Origin of the sequence: Allobosea sp. CS1GBMeth4 (genome assembly GCF_900185715.1) — a bacterium.
Taxonomy (GTDB): domain Bacteria; phylum Pseudomonadota; class Alphaproteobacteria; order Rhizobiales; family Beijerinckiaceae; genus Allobosea.
Map to the genome: position 1 here is coordinate 51,370 of NZ_FYAS01000011.1, position 16,732 is coordinate 68,101.

Annotated in this window: 13 protein-coding genes; 9 read left to right on the forward strand and 4 right to left on the reverse strand. The window is 68.7% G+C overall.

Features of this window, described 5'->3' with window-relative positions:
- Positions 1 to 50 precede the first annotated feature (50 nt).
- Together prfB and CS1GBM4_RS06005 are read left to right on the forward strand one after the other, a co-directional pair.
- A protein-coding gene (gene prfB / locus CS1GBM4_RS06000; protein WP_186417789.1) for a peptide chain release factor 2 occupies positions 51 to 1,179 on the forward strand; the annotation gives its coding sequence in 2 pieces (ribosomal slippage) (positions 51 to 119 and positions 121 to 1,179; 1,128 coding nt in all).
- Positions 1,176 to 2,291 carry an SGNH/GDSL hydrolase family protein gene (locus CS1GBM4_RS06005; RefSeq protein ID WP_186417790.1) on the forward strand — a complete coding sequence of 372 codons (1,116 nt, stop codon included), beginning with the start codon at positions 1,176 to 1,178 and terminating at the stop codon, positions 2,289 to 2,291. Before prfB ends, CS1GBM4_RS06005 begins: the two co-directional genes overlap by 4 nt.
- Positions 2,292 to 2,363: 72 nt before the next feature.
- On the opposite strand, the gene CS1GBM4_RS06010 is transcribed toward CS1GBM4_RS06005, so the two are convergent.
- Complete coding sequence (locus CS1GBM4_RS06010) at positions 2,364 to 3,689, reverse strand: M23 family metallopeptidase (RefSeq protein WP_186417791.1); 1,326 nt, start codon at positions 3,687 to 3,689, stop codon at positions 2,364 to 2,366.
- 101 nt (positions 3,690 to 3,790) lie between these two features.
- The gene (locus tag CS1GBM4_RS06015) at positions 3,791 to 4,255 is read right to left on the reverse strand and encodes a peroxiredoxin (protein WP_186417792.1); all 465 of its coding nucleotides are present in this window, start codon (positions 4,253 to 4,255) and stop codon (positions 3,791 to 3,793) included.
- 222 nt (positions 4,256 to 4,477) lie between these two features.
- Between CS1GBM4_RS06015 and CS1GBM4_RS06020 the strand changes: the two genes are divergently transcribed.
- Entirely contained in the window at positions 4,478 to 7,954 is a 3,477-nt protein-coding gene (locus tag CS1GBM4_RS06020; protein ID WP_186417793.1) for a hypothetical protein, read from the forward strand.
- Positions 7,955 to 7,985: 31 nt separating this feature from the next.
- Here CS1GBM4_RS06020 and tyrS read toward each other — a convergent pair whose 3' ends face one another.
- On the reverse strand, positions 7,986 to 9,236 hold the full coding sequence (tyrS, locus tag CS1GBM4_RS06025) for a tyrosine--tRNA ligase (protein WP_186417794.1): 1,251 nt from the start codon (positions 9,234 to 9,236) through the stop codon (positions 7,986 to 7,988).
- A 130-nt stretch (positions 9,237 to 9,366) separates the two neighbouring features.
- On the reverse strand, positions 9,367 to 10,038 hold the full coding sequence (locus CS1GBM4_RS06030; RefSeq protein ID WP_186417795.1) for an alpha/beta hydrolase: 672 nt from the start codon (positions 10,036 to 10,038) through the stop codon (positions 9,367 to 9,369).
- Positions 10,039 to 10,324: 286 nt separating this feature from the next.
- Between CS1GBM4_RS06030 and CS1GBM4_RS06035 the strand changes: the two genes are divergently transcribed.
- From CS1GBM4_RS06035 to CS1GBM4_RS06060, 6 genes are all read left to right on the forward strand, one after another.
- Positions 10,325 to 11,530, forward strand: a complete 1,206-nt coding sequence (locus CS1GBM4_RS06035; protein WP_280177682.1) for a cysteine desulfurase family protein — start codon at positions 10,325 to 10,327, stop codon at positions 11,528 to 11,530.
- Positions 11,531 to 11,591: 61 nt separating this feature from the next.
- On the forward strand, positions 11,592 to 13,064 hold the full coding sequence (sufB, locus tag CS1GBM4_RS06040) for a Fe-S cluster assembly protein SufB (RefSeq protein WP_186417797.1): 1,473 nt from the start codon (positions 11,592 to 11,594) through the stop codon (positions 13,062 to 13,064).
- Positions 13,065 to 13,174: 110 nt separating this feature from the next.
- Positions 13,175 to 13,927, forward strand: a complete 753-nt coding sequence (sufC, locus tag CS1GBM4_RS06045) for a Fe-S cluster assembly ATPase SufC (RefSeq protein ID WP_186417798.1) — start codon at positions 13,175 to 13,177, stop codon at positions 13,925 to 13,927.
- Complete coding sequence (locus CS1GBM4_RS06050) at positions 13,927 to 15,276, forward strand: SufD family Fe-S cluster assembly protein (RefSeq protein WP_186417799.1); 1,350 nt, start codon at positions 13,927 to 13,929, stop codon at positions 15,274 to 15,276. The genes sufC and CS1GBM4_RS06050 overlap by 1 nt, the downstream gene beginning before the upstream one ends.
- Complete coding sequence (locus CS1GBM4_RS06055; protein WP_186417800.1) at positions 15,276 to 15,485, forward strand: 4-oxalocrotonate tautomerase family protein; 210 nt, start codon at positions 15,276 to 15,278, stop codon at positions 15,483 to 15,485. The genes CS1GBM4_RS06050 and CS1GBM4_RS06055 overlap by 1 nt, the downstream gene beginning before the upstream one ends.
- A gap of 1 nt (position 15,486) precedes the next feature.
- A complete protein-coding gene (locus CS1GBM4_RS06060; RefSeq protein ID WP_186417801.1) occupies positions 15,487 to 16,725 on the forward strand; it encodes a cysteine desulfurase in 1,239 nt (412 codons plus the stop codon).
- The last annotated feature ends 7 nt before the right edge of the window (positions 16,726 to 16,732 follow it).

Here is a 16,732-nt window from a genome sequence, read left to right on the forward strand (position 1 = left end):
ATGTCAGCGCCCCAGCCAGCCAGTTCAAGCGACGGACCTTCACGACGATCATGCGCCCCGAAATCCAGACGCAACTCGACAACGCCAAGCAGTCGATCGGACTGCTGAGGAGGCATCTTTGACTGGGATGTCGCACAACGACGCCTGGCGGAGCTGAACGCGCTTTCCGAAGGCCCGGACTTCTGGAACGACGCCGAGAGCGCGCAGAAGCTGATGCGCGAGCGCACGCAGCTCGAGACGCAGATCGAGGGCATCACCCGGCTGGAACGCGAGATCGAGGATGCGCTCACGCTGATCGAACTCGGCGAGATGGAGAGCGACGAGGCCACCGTCGCCGAGGGCGAGGCCGCGATCAAGACGGTCGAGGCCGAGGCGGCGCGTCTGCAGGTCGAGTCGCTGCTCTCCGGCGAAGCCGACATGCTCGACACCTATCTCGAGATCCATCCCGGCGCCGGCGGCACCGAAAGCCAGGACTGGGCCGAGATGCTGCTGCGCATGTACCGGCGCTGGGGCGAGCGGCGGAAGTTCAAGGTCGAGACGCTCGACTATCAGGACGGCGACCAGGCCGGCATCAAATCGGCGACGCTGCAGTTCAAGGGCCACAACGCCTATGGCTGGCTGAAGACCGAATCCGGCGTGCACCGGCTGGTGCGCATCTCGCCCTTCGACGCCAATGCGCGGCGGCAGACCTCCTTCGCCTCGGTCTGGGTCTACCCCGTCGTCGACGACCGCATCGTCATCGACGTCAAGGAATCGGATTGCCGGATCGACACCTATCGGGCGCAGGGAGCGGGCGGCCAGCACATCAACACCACCGATTCGGCGGTGCGCATCACCCATATCCCGACCGGGATCGCGGTCGCCTGCCAGCAGGAGCGCTCGCAGCACAAGAACCGGGCCAAGGCCTGGGAGATGCTGCGCGCCCGCCTCTACGAGGTCGAGCTCAAGAAGCGCGAGGAGAAGGCCAACGCCGAGCAGGCCTCAAAGACCGATATCGGCTGGGGCCACCAGATCCGCTCCTATGTGCTGCAGCCCTATCAGCTGGTGAAGGACCTGCGCACGGGCGTCAGCTCGACCGCGCCGGACGACGTGCTCGACGGCGATCTCGACCCGTTCATGGAGGCTTCGCTCGCCCAGCGGGTCTACGGCACGACCGTCGAAGTCGAGGACATCGATTGAGCGAGGATGGGCGCAGGCGCTCACGCGGCCGCGAGATCCTGATCAATCTCGCGGTCTCGCTCGGCAGCGTCGTCGTCTTCCTGCTGTTCTGCGAGCTCGTGCTGTTCCGCTTCGTGCTGCCGGCGAGCGACGTGCCGCGCAACGCCTTCGTCAACGAGGTGGTGCGCTACCAGCCGGGCCAGAGCGGCGTCTGGCGCGTGCGCGACGAGATCGCGGCGCCCTACCGCATCAACGTGCAGGGCTGGAACTCGCCGCTGCCGGACTATCCCGTCGAGCGCCAGCCCGGGACGCGCCGTATCGCCTTCGTCGGCGACAGCTTCGTCGAGGCGCTGCAGGTGCCCGTCGACAAGAGCTTCGCCGAGGCGGTCGGCGCCCGGCTGGCGAACAAGGGGCCGCTCGAAATCCAGCGCTTCGGCGTCGCCGGCGCGCCGCTCAGCCAGTATCTCCAGATGGTCGAGCGCGAGGTGGTGCAGCGGCGCCCGGACGTGATCGTGGTCAGCCTGGTCCACAATGATTTCGACGAGAGCTTCGCCTTCAAGCAGGGGCGCTACACCTCGAGCTTCCTCAAGTTGAGGATCGAGCACGGCAGGGTCGTCGGCGAGGTCGCGCCGGCGTCCTGGCGCGCCGGCTGGGTCGAGCTGCTGCGCCAGAGCGCGACGGCGCGCTTCCTGCTCTATCGCTGGCAGGTCAGGCCGCAGGCGCTGGTGGACGCGATCCTCGGGCCGGCCAGGGCGGCGGGCGAGGGCGGCTACGCCGCCAATATCGACCTGGCGAGCGTGTTCGCGCAGGAGGCCGAGATCAGGGTCGCGACGGATTACCTGTTCGGCCGGCTGAAGACGCGCGCCGACGAAATCGGAGCGAAGCTCCAGCTCGTCATGGACGGAGACCGCGCCGCGATCTATGCCGGCCGCGGCGACAGCCCGGCGCTGAAGCTCAACCGGATCGCCGCGGAAATGGCGGCGCGGCACGGCATCGCCTTCCTCGACCTGCATCCCGTCTTCGCCGCCGAATGGGTCAGGGCCGGCAAGCGCTTCGAGTTCCAGGCCGACGCGCACTGGAACGAATACGGGCATCAGGTGGCCGCCGCGGCGATCGCGGAGGCGCTGCGGTAAGCGCCATCGTCAAACAGGCAGCCCCGCGGTGCAGGCTGTGGCGCAGCGGGCCGAGGGGCGGAAGGTGCCGCTTCAGAGCTGGCCGGCGAGCTTGCTGCCGGCGCGCAGGAAGCGGCTCGGATCGACCGGGTCGCCGTCGATGCGGGTTTCGTAATGCAGGTGCGGGCCGGTCGAGCGGCCGGTGGAGCCGACGCGGCCGACGACGGTGCCGGCCGTCACCATCTGCCCCTCGCTGACCAGAATGGCCGACATGTGGCCGTAGCGGGTGCTGACGCCGCCGGCATGCTCGATCTCGACCATGTTGCCGTAGCCGCCGGAGTACTCGGCCGTGACCACCTTGCCCGGCGCGGTCGCGCGGATCGGCGACCCCGTCTCGGCGCGGAAGTCGATGCCGGTGTGCAAGGCGAGTCCGCGGGTGAACGGATCCGAGCGGTAGCCGAAGCTGGAGCTGGTATCGAGGTCGCCCGGCATGGGCCGGCGCAGCGGCAGCTGCTCGACCAGGCTGCGCAGGCGCGCGACCGCGGCGATGCGCGGCTGGAGCGAATTCAGGGTCGTCTCGAACGGGCCGGCGGAGGCGTCGAGCCTGACCGGGACGAAGGGACCGCCGACGCCCCTGGCGACCGCCGTCGCGGCCGCGAGCTTGTCGGTGTCGAGCCCGGTCTCGGCGAGCGCGCCGCGCAGCGTCTTCTGGGTGTCGCCGAGCGTCCGGTCGATGTCGCGCAAGGCGGCCAGCTGCGTCGCGCTGCTGCGCTCGATGGCCTGGTCGAGCCGGGTCAATGCCTCGGCGACGCGCCTGGCCGGGGGCACCGGCTCCTCGGCCTCGCCCGATTGCCAGGGCGCCGAGCGGTCGTCGGCGCCGCGCAGCGGCGGGGTGTCGGGTGCCGGCGTCGGCTTGCGCGAGGCGAAGGGGGCGAAGCTGGTGACTCCGGACGCCCGGATCGGCTCCTCGGGCTTGATCATGCGCTGGCGCAGCGGCGTCTTCGCCGCCTGCGAGACGCCGATCCCGGCCGATTGCAGGCTCTCGGCGACCGCATTGACCAGGGATTGCCGCGATTCGAGCTCGGCCTGGCGCATGGCGATCTCGCCGACGCGGGCTTCGACGCCGTCCTGATCGAGCAGGGCGCGGCTGGCGAGCCGGTCGACATCCGCGCGGAGCGCCGCGATCCGGTCCTCATAGGCATATTGGCGGGAGGTCTCGCGATTGATCAACCGCGCGGCGAGATCGTCCTTGCGCAGGATGTACCAGCTCGTCACGCCGCTCCAGGCGGTGGTCAGCGCCAGCAGGCCGAGGCCGAGCAGCGCCGTCGAGCGGCTGATCGTCAGGCTGCGGCGGGAGAGGAGGCCGGCTACGGCGAGCTCCGGGCCGGAGGCCGGGGCGCGGGAATCCGAGGAGGTCATACGCAAAACCAGGATTGACGCTGCGATGGATCGATTAGACCCCGTTAGGGTTAATCAATCGCAAATCGCTGCCGATCTTGCCGGATTTCCGCCCGACAGCGTCAGAGTTCGCGGGCGGCGGCGAGCACGGCCTCGGCGTGGCCCTTGACCTTCACCTTGGACCAGACCCGGGCGATCCTGCCGGCCTGGTCGATCAGGAAGGTGCTGCGCTCGACCCCCATATAGCTGCGCCCGTACATCTGCTTCTCGACCCACAGGCCGTAGGCCTCGATCGCGGTGCGCGCCTCGTCGGAGACGAGGGTGAGGCGCAGCCCGTATTTCTGCTTGAACCTGTCGTGACGCTTGACCGAATCCGGCGAGATGCCGATCACGGTCGCGCCCGCAGCGGCGAAGTCGTCGAGCAGGGCGTCGAAGGAGAGCGCCTCGTTGGTGCAGCTCCGGGTGTCGTCCTGCGGGTAGGCGTAGAGCACGACCTTGCCGCCGCGCAGGCCCGAGAGCGTGAGCGAGCCGCCGCCATCGGTCGGCAAGGTGAAGTCGGGGGCGGGCATGCCTTCGTTCAACGCCATCTTTGCCTTCCTTTGGTCGCCTTCACATGCAAACGCCCGGGAGAGCCGCGGACGATGAGCCGGCTCGGACCGCGACCAGAACCGCCGGGGACGAATCAGCTAGCCTTGCGCCGCTGTACGGCTCCCGGGATCGGGCGCATCATGCAGATGGAACCGGCCTCGCGGCCCGAGCCATCGCATCGATCCGCATGATTCGAGCAGCAAGACAAGAAGCGTTTCCGTTTGAGCGAAGACAACAAGACGAAGGCCTCCCCCGTTCCCGACATCGCCGCCGCGGCGGAGTGCGAGGAGGTGGTCGCCGTGGCCAAGCGCGCCTGGCGTGGCATCGTCACCATCGCGGTGGCGGTCTGCGTCGCCGTGATCACGCTCGGCTTTGCCGGCGCCGCGCTCCTGGTCAGCGGCTTCATCCCGCTCTCGGGGCTGGAGGGCCGCATCTCGGCGGCCATCGAGGAGCGGCTCGGACCGAACTGGAAGGTCGAGGCCGAGCATGCGGAGCTCGACCGCGTCGACGGCCGCTCGCGGCTGCGGGTGCGCCAGGTCTCGTTCCGTCATGCCGGCGGCGCCTCCTTCCGGGCGCCCGAGGCGGTGCTGGGCTACGATCCGATGGCGCTGCTGCGCGGCGACATCCGCCTGGTCTCGCTCGATCTGCGCGGCGTCAACATCCGCCTCGGCGTCCGGCAGGACGGCTCGCTGCTGCTGGAGCAGGACGCCCAGCCGGTGCAGGTGCCGAATACGCCCGTCGCGGGCGACCCCGTCGACTGGGACGCCTTCACCGGCGCCATGAACGCGGTCGGCGCGCTGGTCTCCGACGACGGCCTGCTCGGCTCGCTGGAAGTGGCCGGCATGGGCGGGGCGCGGGTCACGCTGGTCGACCCCTCGGGACGGCAGAGATCGGGCCTGGACGATGTCGAGATCAGGCTGGAGCGCTTCGGCGGCGGCAAGGCACGGCTGTCGATGAAAGGGCGGATCGGGCCGCGCTGGAAGGAGCTGGCGATCGACCTGTCGAACGCGCGGGACGGCACGCGCCGCGCCGTCGTCGACATCCAGCGCTTCGAGCCGGCCGAGGCGGTGGCGCTGGCCTTCGGCAACGCCACCGTCGCGCTCGACGGGCTCGCGCTCAGCGGAAAGATCTCGCTGACCCAGACCGGGAGCGGCGAGCGGAGGATCGCGGCCGGGCTCAGCGTCGCTCCGGGCGTCGTCAAGCTTCACGATGCCGGGCTGGAGCCGATCGAGGTCCAGGGCGCGCGGCTGGATTTCGCCAGCGACGACGGCCTCAAGACGGTGAGGATCGCGACCGCCGAGCTGCAGGCCGGCGAGACCAGGCTCGCCGGGAACGGACAGGCGCGGGACGAAGGCGGCATCTGGCGCCTGGCGCTGGAAGGCGGCGGCCAGGTCGCGGGCATCGGCAAGGATGCGGCTGTCGCGATCTCGACGTTGCGCGCCCAGATCGAGGTCGATCCCGCCGCGGGCGAGATCCGGCTCGGGCAGCTCTCGTTCAGCGGGCCCCAGATCAATGCCGAGGGCTCGGGCATGGCGCGCAAGCGCGGCGACCAGAACTCGCACCAGTTCCAGATCAGGGCCGTCGACACCGAGATGCGCGCCGCGCTCGCCGTGTGGCCGGCGGTGACCTCGCCTGGGCTGCATGCGGCCCTGTCGGAGATGGTGCAGGGCGGGCGTGTCGAGGAGATCGACGTCAAGGTGACGATGTCGCCCGAGGCGAACATGCGATTGTGGAGCGGCAAGGGCATGGACGACGATGCCGTCGCCGTCCGGCTGAAAGCCTCCCAGGTGCGCTTCCTGCCCAATCCGGGCCTGCCGCTCCTGACCGATGCGCGCGTCGAAGGCTCGACGACCGGCCGCACCGTCGATCTCGTCATTCCACAGGCCACGGCCGAGCTCGGCAATGGCCGCAAACTGGCGCTGAGCGAGGGCACCTTCGCCATGTCCGATACCTGGGCTGAGCGGCCGCCGGCGCGGATCGGCTTCCGCTCGACGGGCTCGGCCGATGCCCTGGTCGCGCTCCTCAACCTCCCGTCGCTGCGCGACTTCTCGCCTCTCAAGATCGAGCCGGGCGCGCTCCGCGGCGCGATCGACCTGACCAGCCAGCTCGCCCTGCCGCTCGCCAACGACCTGCAGTTCGCCGATGTCGCGATCCGCAGCGGCGGGGCGCTGTCGAACGTCGCCTCGGACAGCCTGCTCGGCGGCGAAAAGCTCGACGGCGCCAATCTGGCGCTGAACTATGATCGCGGCCAGCTTTCGATCAAGGGCGAGGGCAAGATCGGCGGCGAGCGGGCGCCGATCGAGCTCAGGCAGAACGCCAAGGGCCAGGGCGAGGCCATCGTTTCGCTGACGCTCGACAATGCCGCGCTCAAGCGCCGCGGCTTCGGCCCCGAGACCGGGCTCAGCGGGCCGATCCAGGTCAAGGTCGTGAAGCCGCTCGGCAAGAGCCCGGAGGCGCCGCCGCGGGTCGAGCTCGACCTGACAAAGGCCGCCATCGATTCGGGCATACCGGGCGTGAGCAAGCCCGCCGGGCGGGCGGGCAAGGCCTCCTTCAGCTATGTTGTCGATGCTGACGGCCCGGACCTCGAGGAGCTGACGATCGAGAGCGCGCCGCTGCTCGCCAAGGGGCGCATCTCGCTGACGAAGCAGAACGGGTTCGAGAGCGCGAGCTTCTCGCAACTGCGCCTGTCCCCCGGCGACAACCTGACCAAGATCGAGATCGGTCGCGAGGGCGGGGCGACCAGGCTCTCGGTGCGCGGAGCCGTGCTCGATGCGCGGCCGTTCATCCGCGAGCTCTTCGATGCGCCGTCCGCGCCGGCCCGCACCGGCGCACGCGGCCAGAACACGACGTCGAGCCCGGATTTCGATCTCGACCTCGACGTGCCGATCCTGACCGGCTTCAACAACGAGGCGCTCGGCAATTCGCAGCTCAGGCTCTCGCGGCGGAACGGGATCGTCCGCTCGATCGCCTATCATGGCCGCATCGGCAAGGCCGACCTGTCGATCAAGCAGGCGCGGCAGGGCGATGGCGGCGGTCCGATCGTGGTGCAGTCGGAGAATGGCGGCGCGACGCTGCGCTTTCTGGATCTCTACCGTCGGGCCCATGGCGGCGACCTCGTGCTGCAGCTCGGAGCCGGCGAGGGGCGCCAGCCCGGCGAATTGCTGCTGCGGAACTTCACGGTCCGCGACGAGCCGGCACTCCGCCGTGTCGTCGGTCAGCAGGGCGGCCAGCCGCCGAGCGCCCTCGATGGCGCCGGCGCACCGGCACCGCGGATCGATGCGAGCGAAGTCGCCTTCACCAAGCTGCGTGCCGAGTTCGTGCGCAGCGCCAGCCGGATCGACATCAACGATGCGGTGCTGTGGGGGCAGCAGGTCGGCTTCACCATCCAGGGCAATGTCGACTATGGCCGCGACCGCGTCGATATCGGCGGCACCTTCGTTCCGGGCTATGCCTTCAACAACGCCTTCGCCCAGGTGCCAGTGGTCGGCATGATCCTCGGCGGCGGGCAATATGGCGGCCTGTTCGCGGTGAATTTCCGTATTTCCGGCTCGGCCAGCCAGCCGACAATGACGGTGAACCCGCTTTCCGCGATCGCGCCCGGAATCCTGCGCCGCTTCGTCGACCCGCTCGGCGGCGGGCCGCTCGAGCAATCCCGCCCGGGCGCGCGGATGCCGGCGCCCGGCACGGCCGAGCGTTAGGCCGGGCCTCGACCGTCTGCCGCAGTGGCCGTCAGTGCGGCCGCAGCAGGATGTGCTTCTTCTTGCCGAAGGAGAGCTTCACCGCACCGTCGACCAGGTCGGAGGGCGACAGCGTCGCGCGCTCGTCGCCGACCTGGACGTCGTTGACGCGCAGGCCGCCGGCCTTGATCTGGCGGCGCGCCTCGCCGGTGGAGGGCACCAGGCCCGCGGTGACGAAGGCGTTGAGCACGCCGAGCCCGGCGTTGAACTCGGCCGCGGACACCTCGACGCTCGGCAGGTCGAGCGCGGTCGCGCCCTCCTCGAAGGTCTTGCGGGCGGTCTCGGCCGCCGCCTCGGCCGCCTCGCGGCCGTGCAGCAGCGCCGTCGCCTCGGTCGCGAGCACCTTCTTGGCCTCGTTGATCTCCGAGCCGCCGAGAGCGGCGAGCCGGGCGATCTCGTCGAGCGGCAGACGGGTGAACACCTTCAGGAAGCGGCCGACATCGGCATCCTCGGTGTTGCGGAAATACTGCCAGAACTCATAGGGGCTGAAGAGGTCGCCGTTGAGCCAGACGGCGCCGCTCGCGGTCTTGCCCATCTTGGCGCCCGAGGCGGTGGTGAGCAGCGGCGTCGTCAGCGCGAACAGCTGAGGACCGCCCATGCGGTGCGAGAGCTCGACGCCGTTGATGATGTTGCCCCATTGGTCGGAGCCGCCCATCTGCAGCCGGCAGCCATAGCGCCGGCTGAGCTCGACGAAGTCGTAGCCCTGCATGATCATGTAGTTGAATTCGAGGAAGGACAGCGACTGCTCGCGATCGAGCCGCAGCTTCACCGAGTCGAAGGACAGCATGCGGTTGACCGAGAAATGGCGGCCGACCTCGCGCAGGAATTCGACATAGTTAAGCTTCAGCAGCCAGTCGGCGTTGTTCACCATCAGCGCGTCGGTGGGGCCGTCGCCATAGCGCAGGATGCGCGAATAGACCTTCTTGATGCTCTCGATGTTGGCGTTGATCTCCTCGACGGAGAGCAGCTTGCGCTGGTCGTCGCGGAAGGACGGGTCGCCGACCATCGAGGTGCCGCCGCCCATCAGCGTGATCGGGCGATGCCCGGTCGCCTGGAACCAGTAGAGCATGGTGACCGAGATCAGATTGCCGATGTGCAGGCTGGTCGCGGTCGCGTCATAGCCGACATAGGCGGTCTGCGGCCCCTGCCGGCAGAGCGCATCCAGCTCCTCTGGATTGGAGATCTGGTGGATCAGGCCGCGCTCGTCGAGCACGCGCAGGAAATCGGACTTGAAGGCGGTCATGACGGGACTCGATGGTTTAGCGGTTTCGCGTCATGTCGGGCTTGTCCCGGCCATCCACGTCTTCGCTGGTCGCAGGCGGCGTTGAAGACGTGGATGCTCGCCACAAGGGCGAGCATGACGGCGTGGGCGCTCAGGCCTTTTCCTGCTCGCTCTTGATGATCTCGGGGCCGACCTTGCGGTCGAGATAGACGCCGACCTGCTCCATCAGCTGGTCGACGCGACCGTCGAAGAAGTGGTTGGCGCCCTCGACCACGGCGTGCTCGATCTGGATGCCCTTCTGGGTCTTCACCTTCTCGATCACCGCCATCACCTCCTTGACCGGGGCGACGCGGTCCTCCGAGCCGTGCACGAACAGGCCCGAGGAGGGGCAGGGGGCGAGGAAGGAGAAGTCGTAGCGATTGGCCATCGCAGCGATCGAGAGGAAGCCCTCGATCTCCGGGCGGCGCATCAGCAGCTGCATGCCGATCCAGGCGCCGAAGGAGACGCCGGCGATCCAGCAGCTCTTGGCCTCGGGATTGAGCGCCTGCATCCAGTCGAGCGCCGCGGCGGCGTCCGAGAGCTCGCCGGCGCCGTGGTCGAACTGGCCCTGGCTGCGGCCGACGCCGCGGAAGTTGAAGCGCAGGGCCGAGAAGCCGCGGTTCACGAAGGTGTAGAACAGGTTGTAGACGATCTGGTTGTTCATCGTCCCGCCGAATTGCGGGTGCGGGTGCAGGATGATCGCCAGCGGCGCGCCGCGCTTCTTGGCGGGCTGGTAGCGGCCCTCGATCCGGCCGGCCGGTCCGTTGAAAATCACCTCAGGCATCTGATCCCGCCTCTTGCTGGGCGAGGCCGCGCGCGGACCGGGTGGAAACGGCCATGCGGCCGCCGAGTACCCGCTCCACCCTTGACGGCCCTGCCGCTCGCGCCCTACATCAGGCGCTTAGAATGGTTCTAACGGCCGTGAACGAAACTGGAACATGCCGGCGAAAGCCGCCTGCCGTTCCGATCCATCGCGGCTCGGACGGGCGGCTATAGCACGGCGCAGGGGTGCGATTTCAAGCATTTCATGCCATGTCGTCCGGCAGGCCTTCGCAGGAGCGGCAGCACAGGTGTTCCCGACAACCCGCAGCTATCTCGACCACAACGCCACCACGCCGGTTCGCCCGGCCGTGGCGGAGGCGATGCTGCGGGCCTTGCAGATGCCCGGCAACCCGTCTTCCGTCCATGGCGAGGGTCGGGCGGCCCGCACCGCGATCGAACAGGCTCGTGAGCAGGTCGCGGCGCTGTGCGGCGCCAGGGCGAGCGATGTCGTTTTCACCAGTGGCGGCACCGAGGCGAATGCGACGATCCTCTCGCCCGGCCTGAGCGATTGCAGCGGCGCGCGCGACTGCGTGCGGGCTGCCACGACGCGGCTGCTGCACGGCGCCAGCGAGCACCCTTGCGTGCGCGACGGCCATCGCTTTCCGGCCGGGCGCGCCGAGGCGATCCCGGTCGACGCCGCAGGGCTGGTCGATACCGGCTGGATCGACGAACGGCTCTCGGCGCTCGCTGCCGAGCGGCCGGGCGAGCGCGCGCTGGTCTCGGTCCATCTGGCGAACAACGAGACGGGCGTCCTGCAGCCGATCGCCGAGATCGCCGGCATCGCCCGGCGCCATGGCGCGCTGACGCATTCCGACGCCGTCCAGGCCGCCGGCAGGATCGCCGTCGATATCAATGCCTTGGGCATGGATGTTCTGACGCTCTCCGCCCACAAGATCGGCGGGCCGAAGGGCGTCGGCGCGATCGTCTTCCGCACGGGGGCGCTCGAACTCGCCGACAAGCCGCTGCGCGGCGGCGGCCAGGAGCGCGGCTGGCGGGCCGGGACCGAGAACCTGCCCGGCATCGTCGGCTTCGGCGTGGCGGCGCAGGAGGCTGCTGCGGCGCTCGCCGCCGAGGCGGAGCGCCTCGCAGCGTTGCGCGACCGGCTCGAAAGCGGGCTGGCGGCGCTCGCGCCCGATACGGTCGTGTTCGGCCGCAGCGCGCCGCGTCTGCCGAACACCAGCGCCTTCGCGACGCCCGGCATGAAGGCCGAGACGGCGCTGATCATGCTCGATCTCGCCGGGGTGGCGCTGTCCTCGGGCTCGGCCTGCTCGTCCGGCAAGGTCAGGCGCTCGCATGTGCTGTCCGCCATGGGCGTCGACCCCGCCATGAGCGAAGGGGCCTTGCGCGCCTCGCTCGGATGGACCACCTGCGAGGCGGACATCGATCAGTTTCTCGCGGCCTATGCGAAGGCTCTGGCCGCAAATCCCAACCGGAGGACGCAGGCGGCGGCCTGACGTTCCCGGCAATATGAAGACCGAACCGGCGGGCCCTTGAACCCGCGACTGGAGAGTAGACATGGCAGCGGTCCAGGAGACCATTGATCAGGTCAAGTCGATCGACGTGACCGAGTACAAATACGGCTTCGTCACCGAGGTCGAGGTCGACAAGCCGGCCAAGGGTCTGACCGAGGACACGGTCCGCTACATCTCGGCCCGCAAGAACGAGCCGGAATGGATGCTGGAATGGCGGCTCGATGCCTTCCGGCGCTGGAAGACCATGACCGAGCCGAGCTGGTCGCGCGTGCAGTACCCGCCGATCAACTACCAGGACATCTACTACTACGCCGCGCCGAAGAAGGGCGCCTCGCCGAAGTCGCTCGACGAGGTCGATCCGGCGATCCTGGAGACCTACAAGAAGCTCGGCATCCCGCTGCGCGAACAGGAGATCCTGGCCGGAGTCGCGCCGGAGAACCGGGTCGCGGTCGACGCGGTGTTCGACTCGGTCTCGGTCGTCACCACCTTCAAGGACGAGCTCGCCAAGGCGGGCGTGATCTTCTGCTCGATCTCCGAGGCGATCCGCGAGCATCCCGAGCTGGTGAAGAAGTACCTCGCCAGCGTCGTGCCGGTGACCGACAACTACTTCGCCACGCTGAACAGCGCGGTCTTCACCGACGGCTCCTTCGTCTACATCCCCAAGGGCGTGCGCTGCCCGATGGAGCTGTCGACCTATTTCCGCATCAACGAGCAGAACACCGGCCAGTTCGAGCGCACGCTGATCATCGCCGACGAGGGCTCCTATGTGAGCTATCTCGAAGGCTGCACGGCGCCCAAGCGCGACGAGAATCAGCTGCATGCGGCGGTGGTCGAGCTGATCGCGCTCGACGATGCCGAGATCAAGTACTCGACCGTGCAGAACTGGTTCCCCGGCGACGCCGAGGGCAAGGGCGGCATCTACAACTTCGTCACCAAGCGCGGCGACTGCCGCGGCAGGAACTCGAAGATCTCGTGGACGCAGGTCGAGACCGGCTCGGCGATCACCTGGAAGTATCCGTCCTGCATCCTGCGCGGCGACGGGTCGCGCGGCGAGTTCTACTCGATCGCTGTCTCGAACGGCGCCCAGCAGGTCGACAGCGGCACCAAGATGCTGCATCTCGGCAAGAACACGACCTCGAAGATCATCGCCAAGGGCATCGCGGCCGGCAAGTCGGACTCGACCTATCGCGGCATGGTCTCGGCCCATCGCAAGGCGACGGGGGCGCGCAACTTCACCAATTGCGACTCGCTGCTGATCGGCGACCAGTGCGGCGCCCACACCATCCCCTATATCGAGGCCAAGACCGCGACGGCGGTGTTCGAGCACGAGGCGACCACGTCGAAGATCGGCGAGGACCAGATGTTCTACTGCCAGCAGCGCGGCCTCTCCGAGGAGGAGGCGGTGGCGCTGATCGTCAACGGCTTCGTCAAGGAGGTGCTGCAGCAGCTCCCGATGGAGTTCGCCGTCGAGGCGCAGAAGCTGATCACGATCTCGCTCGAAGGCTCCGTGGGCTGACGCCCGAACGTTTTCGAGACGCCCGGGCCGAGCCCGGGCATGGCGCCGGGGTGAAGCGCGTCATGGTCGGGCCCGACCCGACCATCTCCAGCAGAATGGAACTCTGAACAATGCTCGAAATCCGCAATCTCACCGTCAAGATCGCCGACGAGGACAAGCAGATCCTCAACGGCCTCAACCTCACCGTGAACGCCGGCGAGGTCGCCGCGATCATGGGGCCGAACGGCTCCGGCAAGTCGACGCTGTCCTATGTCATCGCCGGCAAGGAGGACTACGAGGTCCTCGACGGCGAGATCCTGCTCAACGGCGAGAACATCCTGGAGATGGAGGCCGACGCCCGCGCCGCCGCCGGCATCTTCCTCGCCTTCCAGTACCCGCTGGAGATCCCCGGCGTCGCCACCATGACCTTCCTCAAGGCGGCGATGAACGCGCAGCGCAAGGCGCGCGGCGAGGCCGAACTGCTGACGCCCGACTTCATCAAGCAGGTCAACGGCGCCGCCGACAAGCTCGGCATCGACCGCGAGATGCTGCGCCGGCCGCTCAATGTCGGCTTCTCCGGCGGCGAGAAGAAGCGCATGGAGATCCTGCAGATGGCGCTGCTCCAGCCCTCGATGTGCATCCTCGACGAGACCGATTCCGGCCTCGACATCGACGCGCTGCGCATCGTCGCCGAGGGCGTCAACGCGCTGCGCGCCCAGAACCGCGGCTTCTTGGTCATCACCCATTACCAGCGCCTGCTCGACCATATCGTGCCCGACACGGTGCATGTGATGTCGAAGGGCCGGATCGTGCGCAGCGGCGGCAAGGAACTGGCGCTCGAGCTCGAGAAGAGCGGCTACGCGGCCTATGGCGAGGCCGCGTGATGGCGATCATCACCCCGCTCAAGACCGCGGCCGAGCAGCAGCTCGCCGAGCAGTTCGCCAACATCAAGGCGGAGCTGCCGGGCGCGGGCGCGATGCGCAAGCTGCGCGAGGACGCCTTTTCCGGCTTCGAGGCGAAGGGCCTGCCGCATCGCCGGCTCGAATCCTGGCGCTATACCGATCTGCGCACGCTGCTGCGCGAGGCCAAGCCGCTGGTGCGGCGCCCGGCCCGGTCCCAGGCCATCGCCGACCGCCTGGCGCTGCAAACGATCGCCGGCCGGCGCTTCGTCACCATTGACGGGCTGTTCAGCGCGGCCGATTCCGACCTGAACGGCCTTCCGGCAGGGGGCTCGGTGCGCAGCCTGGCCGAGGCGCTGACCGAGGCGCCCGATGCGATCGCGGCCGCCTTCGCGGCGCCCGAGGTGGCGCGCGACGACAGCGCGCTGATGCTGAATGCCGCCTTCGCCCAGGACGGCGTCGTGCTCGATATCGCGCCCGGCACGACGTTCGAGCAGCCGCTCGTGCTGCTCGCCCTCGGCTCCGGCCAGAGCGAGGCGGCGATCGTCTCGCGCTCTCTGGTCAGGATCGGCGCCGGCGCCAAGGTCACGATCGTCGAGCTGCAGGAGAACGTCGGACCGGCACCGGTGCAGATCAATCACGCCACCTGCTATGTCGTCGGCGACGGAGCCGAGGTCCAGCACGTCCGCATGGTCACCCGCCAGCGCGCCGAGACGGTGCAGGTGCAGTCGCTGCTCGTCGAGCTCGGCGGCCATGCCGCCTTCGACTCGGTCGCGGTCGCGGTGAATTGCGGCCTGCTGCGCCAGCAGAGCTTCCTGCGCTATGGCGGCGAGCACAGCCGCGCGGCGCTGCGCGGCATCAACCTGTTGCGCCGGCGCGAGCATTCCGACGTCACGCTGGTGATGGACCATGCCGCCGCGCATGGCGAGAGCCGCGAGCTGTTCAAGAGCATCGTCGACGGCGAGGCCACCGGCGTCTTCCAGGGCAAGGTCATCGTCCGCCCGCATTCGCAGAAGACCGATGGCGGCATGAAGAGCCATGCGCTGCTGTTGAACGACGGCGCGACCATGTTCAACAAGCCCGAGCTCGAGATCTTCGCCGACGACGTGGTCTGCGGCCATGGCGCGACCGTGGCGCAGATCGACGCCGAGCAGCTCTTCTATCTGATGGCGCGCGGCCTGCCGCGCCCGCAGGCCGAGGCGCTCGTGCTCGCGGCCTTCGTCGGCGAGGTCGCCGATTTCGTCAGCGACGAGGGCGTGCACGAGATCGTCGGCCGCGAGATCGACGCCTGGCTCGCCCAGCGCGACGGCGCTCCCCGGCTGGGAGCCGCCTGATGCCCTATGTGAACCTCCAGATCACCAAGGGCGCGACGCGCGAGCAGAAGGCCCAGATCGTCAAGGAGTTCACGCAGACGCTGGTCCGCGTGCTCGGGAAGAACCCGCAGAACACCCATATCGTGATCCAGGAGATCGAGCGCGAGGATTGGGGGCATGCCGGCGAGCTGGTCGCCGACCGGCCCGCCCAGCCCGCCGGAAAGGCGTGACATGAACGCGATCGCGAAGCCCTACGACGTCGAGACGATCCGCAAGGACTTCGCGATCCTGTCGCGCGAGGTCTACGGCAAGAAGCTGGTCTATCTCGACAACGCCGCCTCGGCGCAGAAGCCGGAAGCGGTGATCGAGGCGATGACGCGGCTGATGCGCGAGGAATACGCCAATGTCCATCGCGGCCTGCACTATCTCGCCAACGCCTCGACCGAGGCCTATGAGGCGGCCCGTGAGAGCGCCCGGCGCTTCCTCAACGCCGCCCATCTCGAGGAGATCATCTTCACGCGCTCCTCGACCGGGGCGCTGAACACGGTGGCGTCCTCGCTCGGGCGCCATCTCAAGATCCAGGAGGGCGACGAGATCATCCTGTCGCTCCTGGAGCACCATTCCAACATCGTGCCCTGGCACTACTGGCGCGAGCGGCACGGCGCCGTGATCCGGTGGGCGCCGGTTGACGAGGACGGCAATTTCCTGGTCGAGGAATTCGAGAAGCTGATCACGCCGCGCACCAAGGTCGTGGCGCTGACGCATATGTCGAACGCGATCGGCAGCATCGTCCCGATCGCCGAGGTGGCGAAGATCTGCCAGGCCTATCGCATCCCGCTGGTCGTCGACGGCTCGCAGGGGGCGGTGCACCTGCCGGTCGACGTGCAGGCGCTCGGCTGCGACTTCTACGCCTTCACCGGCCACAAGACCTACGGGCCGACCGGCTCGGGCGTGCTCTGGGGCAAGCGCGAATGGCTGGAGAAGCTGCCGCCCTATGAAGGCGGCGGCGAGATGATCGCGACCGTCAGCGAGGACGCCATCACCTATAACGACCCGCCGCACCGTTTCGAGGCCGGGACACCGGCGATCGTCGAGGCGGTGGGACTGGGCGCGGCGCTGGACTACATGATGGCGCTGGGGCGCGAGAACATCGCCGCCCACGAAGCCAGGCTCAACGCCTATGCGATGCAGCGGCTCGGCGAGATGAACTCGATCCGGATCTTCGGCAAGGCCAAGGAGAAGGGCGCGATCATCGCGTTCGAGCTCGCCGGGGCGCACGCCCACGACGTCGCCACCGTGATCGACCGCGCCGGCGTCGCGGTCAGGGCGGGCACGCATTGCGCCATGCCGCTGCTCGCCCGCTATGGCGTGACCGCGACCTGCCGTGCGTCCTTCGGCCTCTACAACACGCTGGAGGAAGTCGATACATTGGTAGAAGCCCTGCGCAAGGCGGAAGAGCTGTTCTCCTGACGCTCCG

Bases quoted from the DNA above. Each gene is read 5' to 3' on its own strand.
- CS1GBM4_RS06010 (WP_186417791.1), bottom strand. From the start codon at position 3,689: ATGACCTCCTCGGATTCCCGCGCCCCGGCCTCCGGCCCGGAGCTCGCC.
- CS1GBM4_RS06015 (WP_186417792.1), bottom strand. From the start codon at position 4,255: ATGGCGTTGAACGAAGGCATGCCCGCCCCCGACTTCACCTTGCCGACC.
- tyrS (WP_186417794.1), bottom strand. From the start codon at position 9,236: ATGACCGCCTTCAAGTCCGATTTCCTGCGCGTGCTCGACGAGCGCGGC.
- CS1GBM4_RS06030 (WP_186417795.1), bottom strand. From the start codon at position 10,038: ATGCCTGAGGTGATTTTCAACGGACCGGCCGGCCGGATCGAGGGCCGC.
- sufB (WP_186417797.1), top strand. From the start codon at position 11,592: ATGGCAGCGGTCCAGGAGACCATTGATCAGGTCAAGTCGATCGACGTG.
- sufC (WP_186417798.1), top strand. From the start codon at position 13,175: ATGCTCGAAATCCGCAATCTCACCGTCAAGATCGCCGACGAGGACAAG.
- CS1GBM4_RS06050 (WP_186417799.1), top strand. From the start codon at position 13,927: ATGGCGATCATCACCCCGCTCAAGACCGCGGCCGAGCAGCAGCTCGCC.
- CS1GBM4_RS06055 (WP_186417800.1), top strand. From the start codon at position 15,276: ATGCCCTATGTGAACCTCCAGATCACCAAGGGCGCGACGCGCGAGCAG.
- CS1GBM4_RS06060 (WP_186417801.1), top strand. From the start codon at position 15,487: ATGAACGCGATCGCGAAGCCCTACGACGTCGAGACGATCCGCAAGGAC.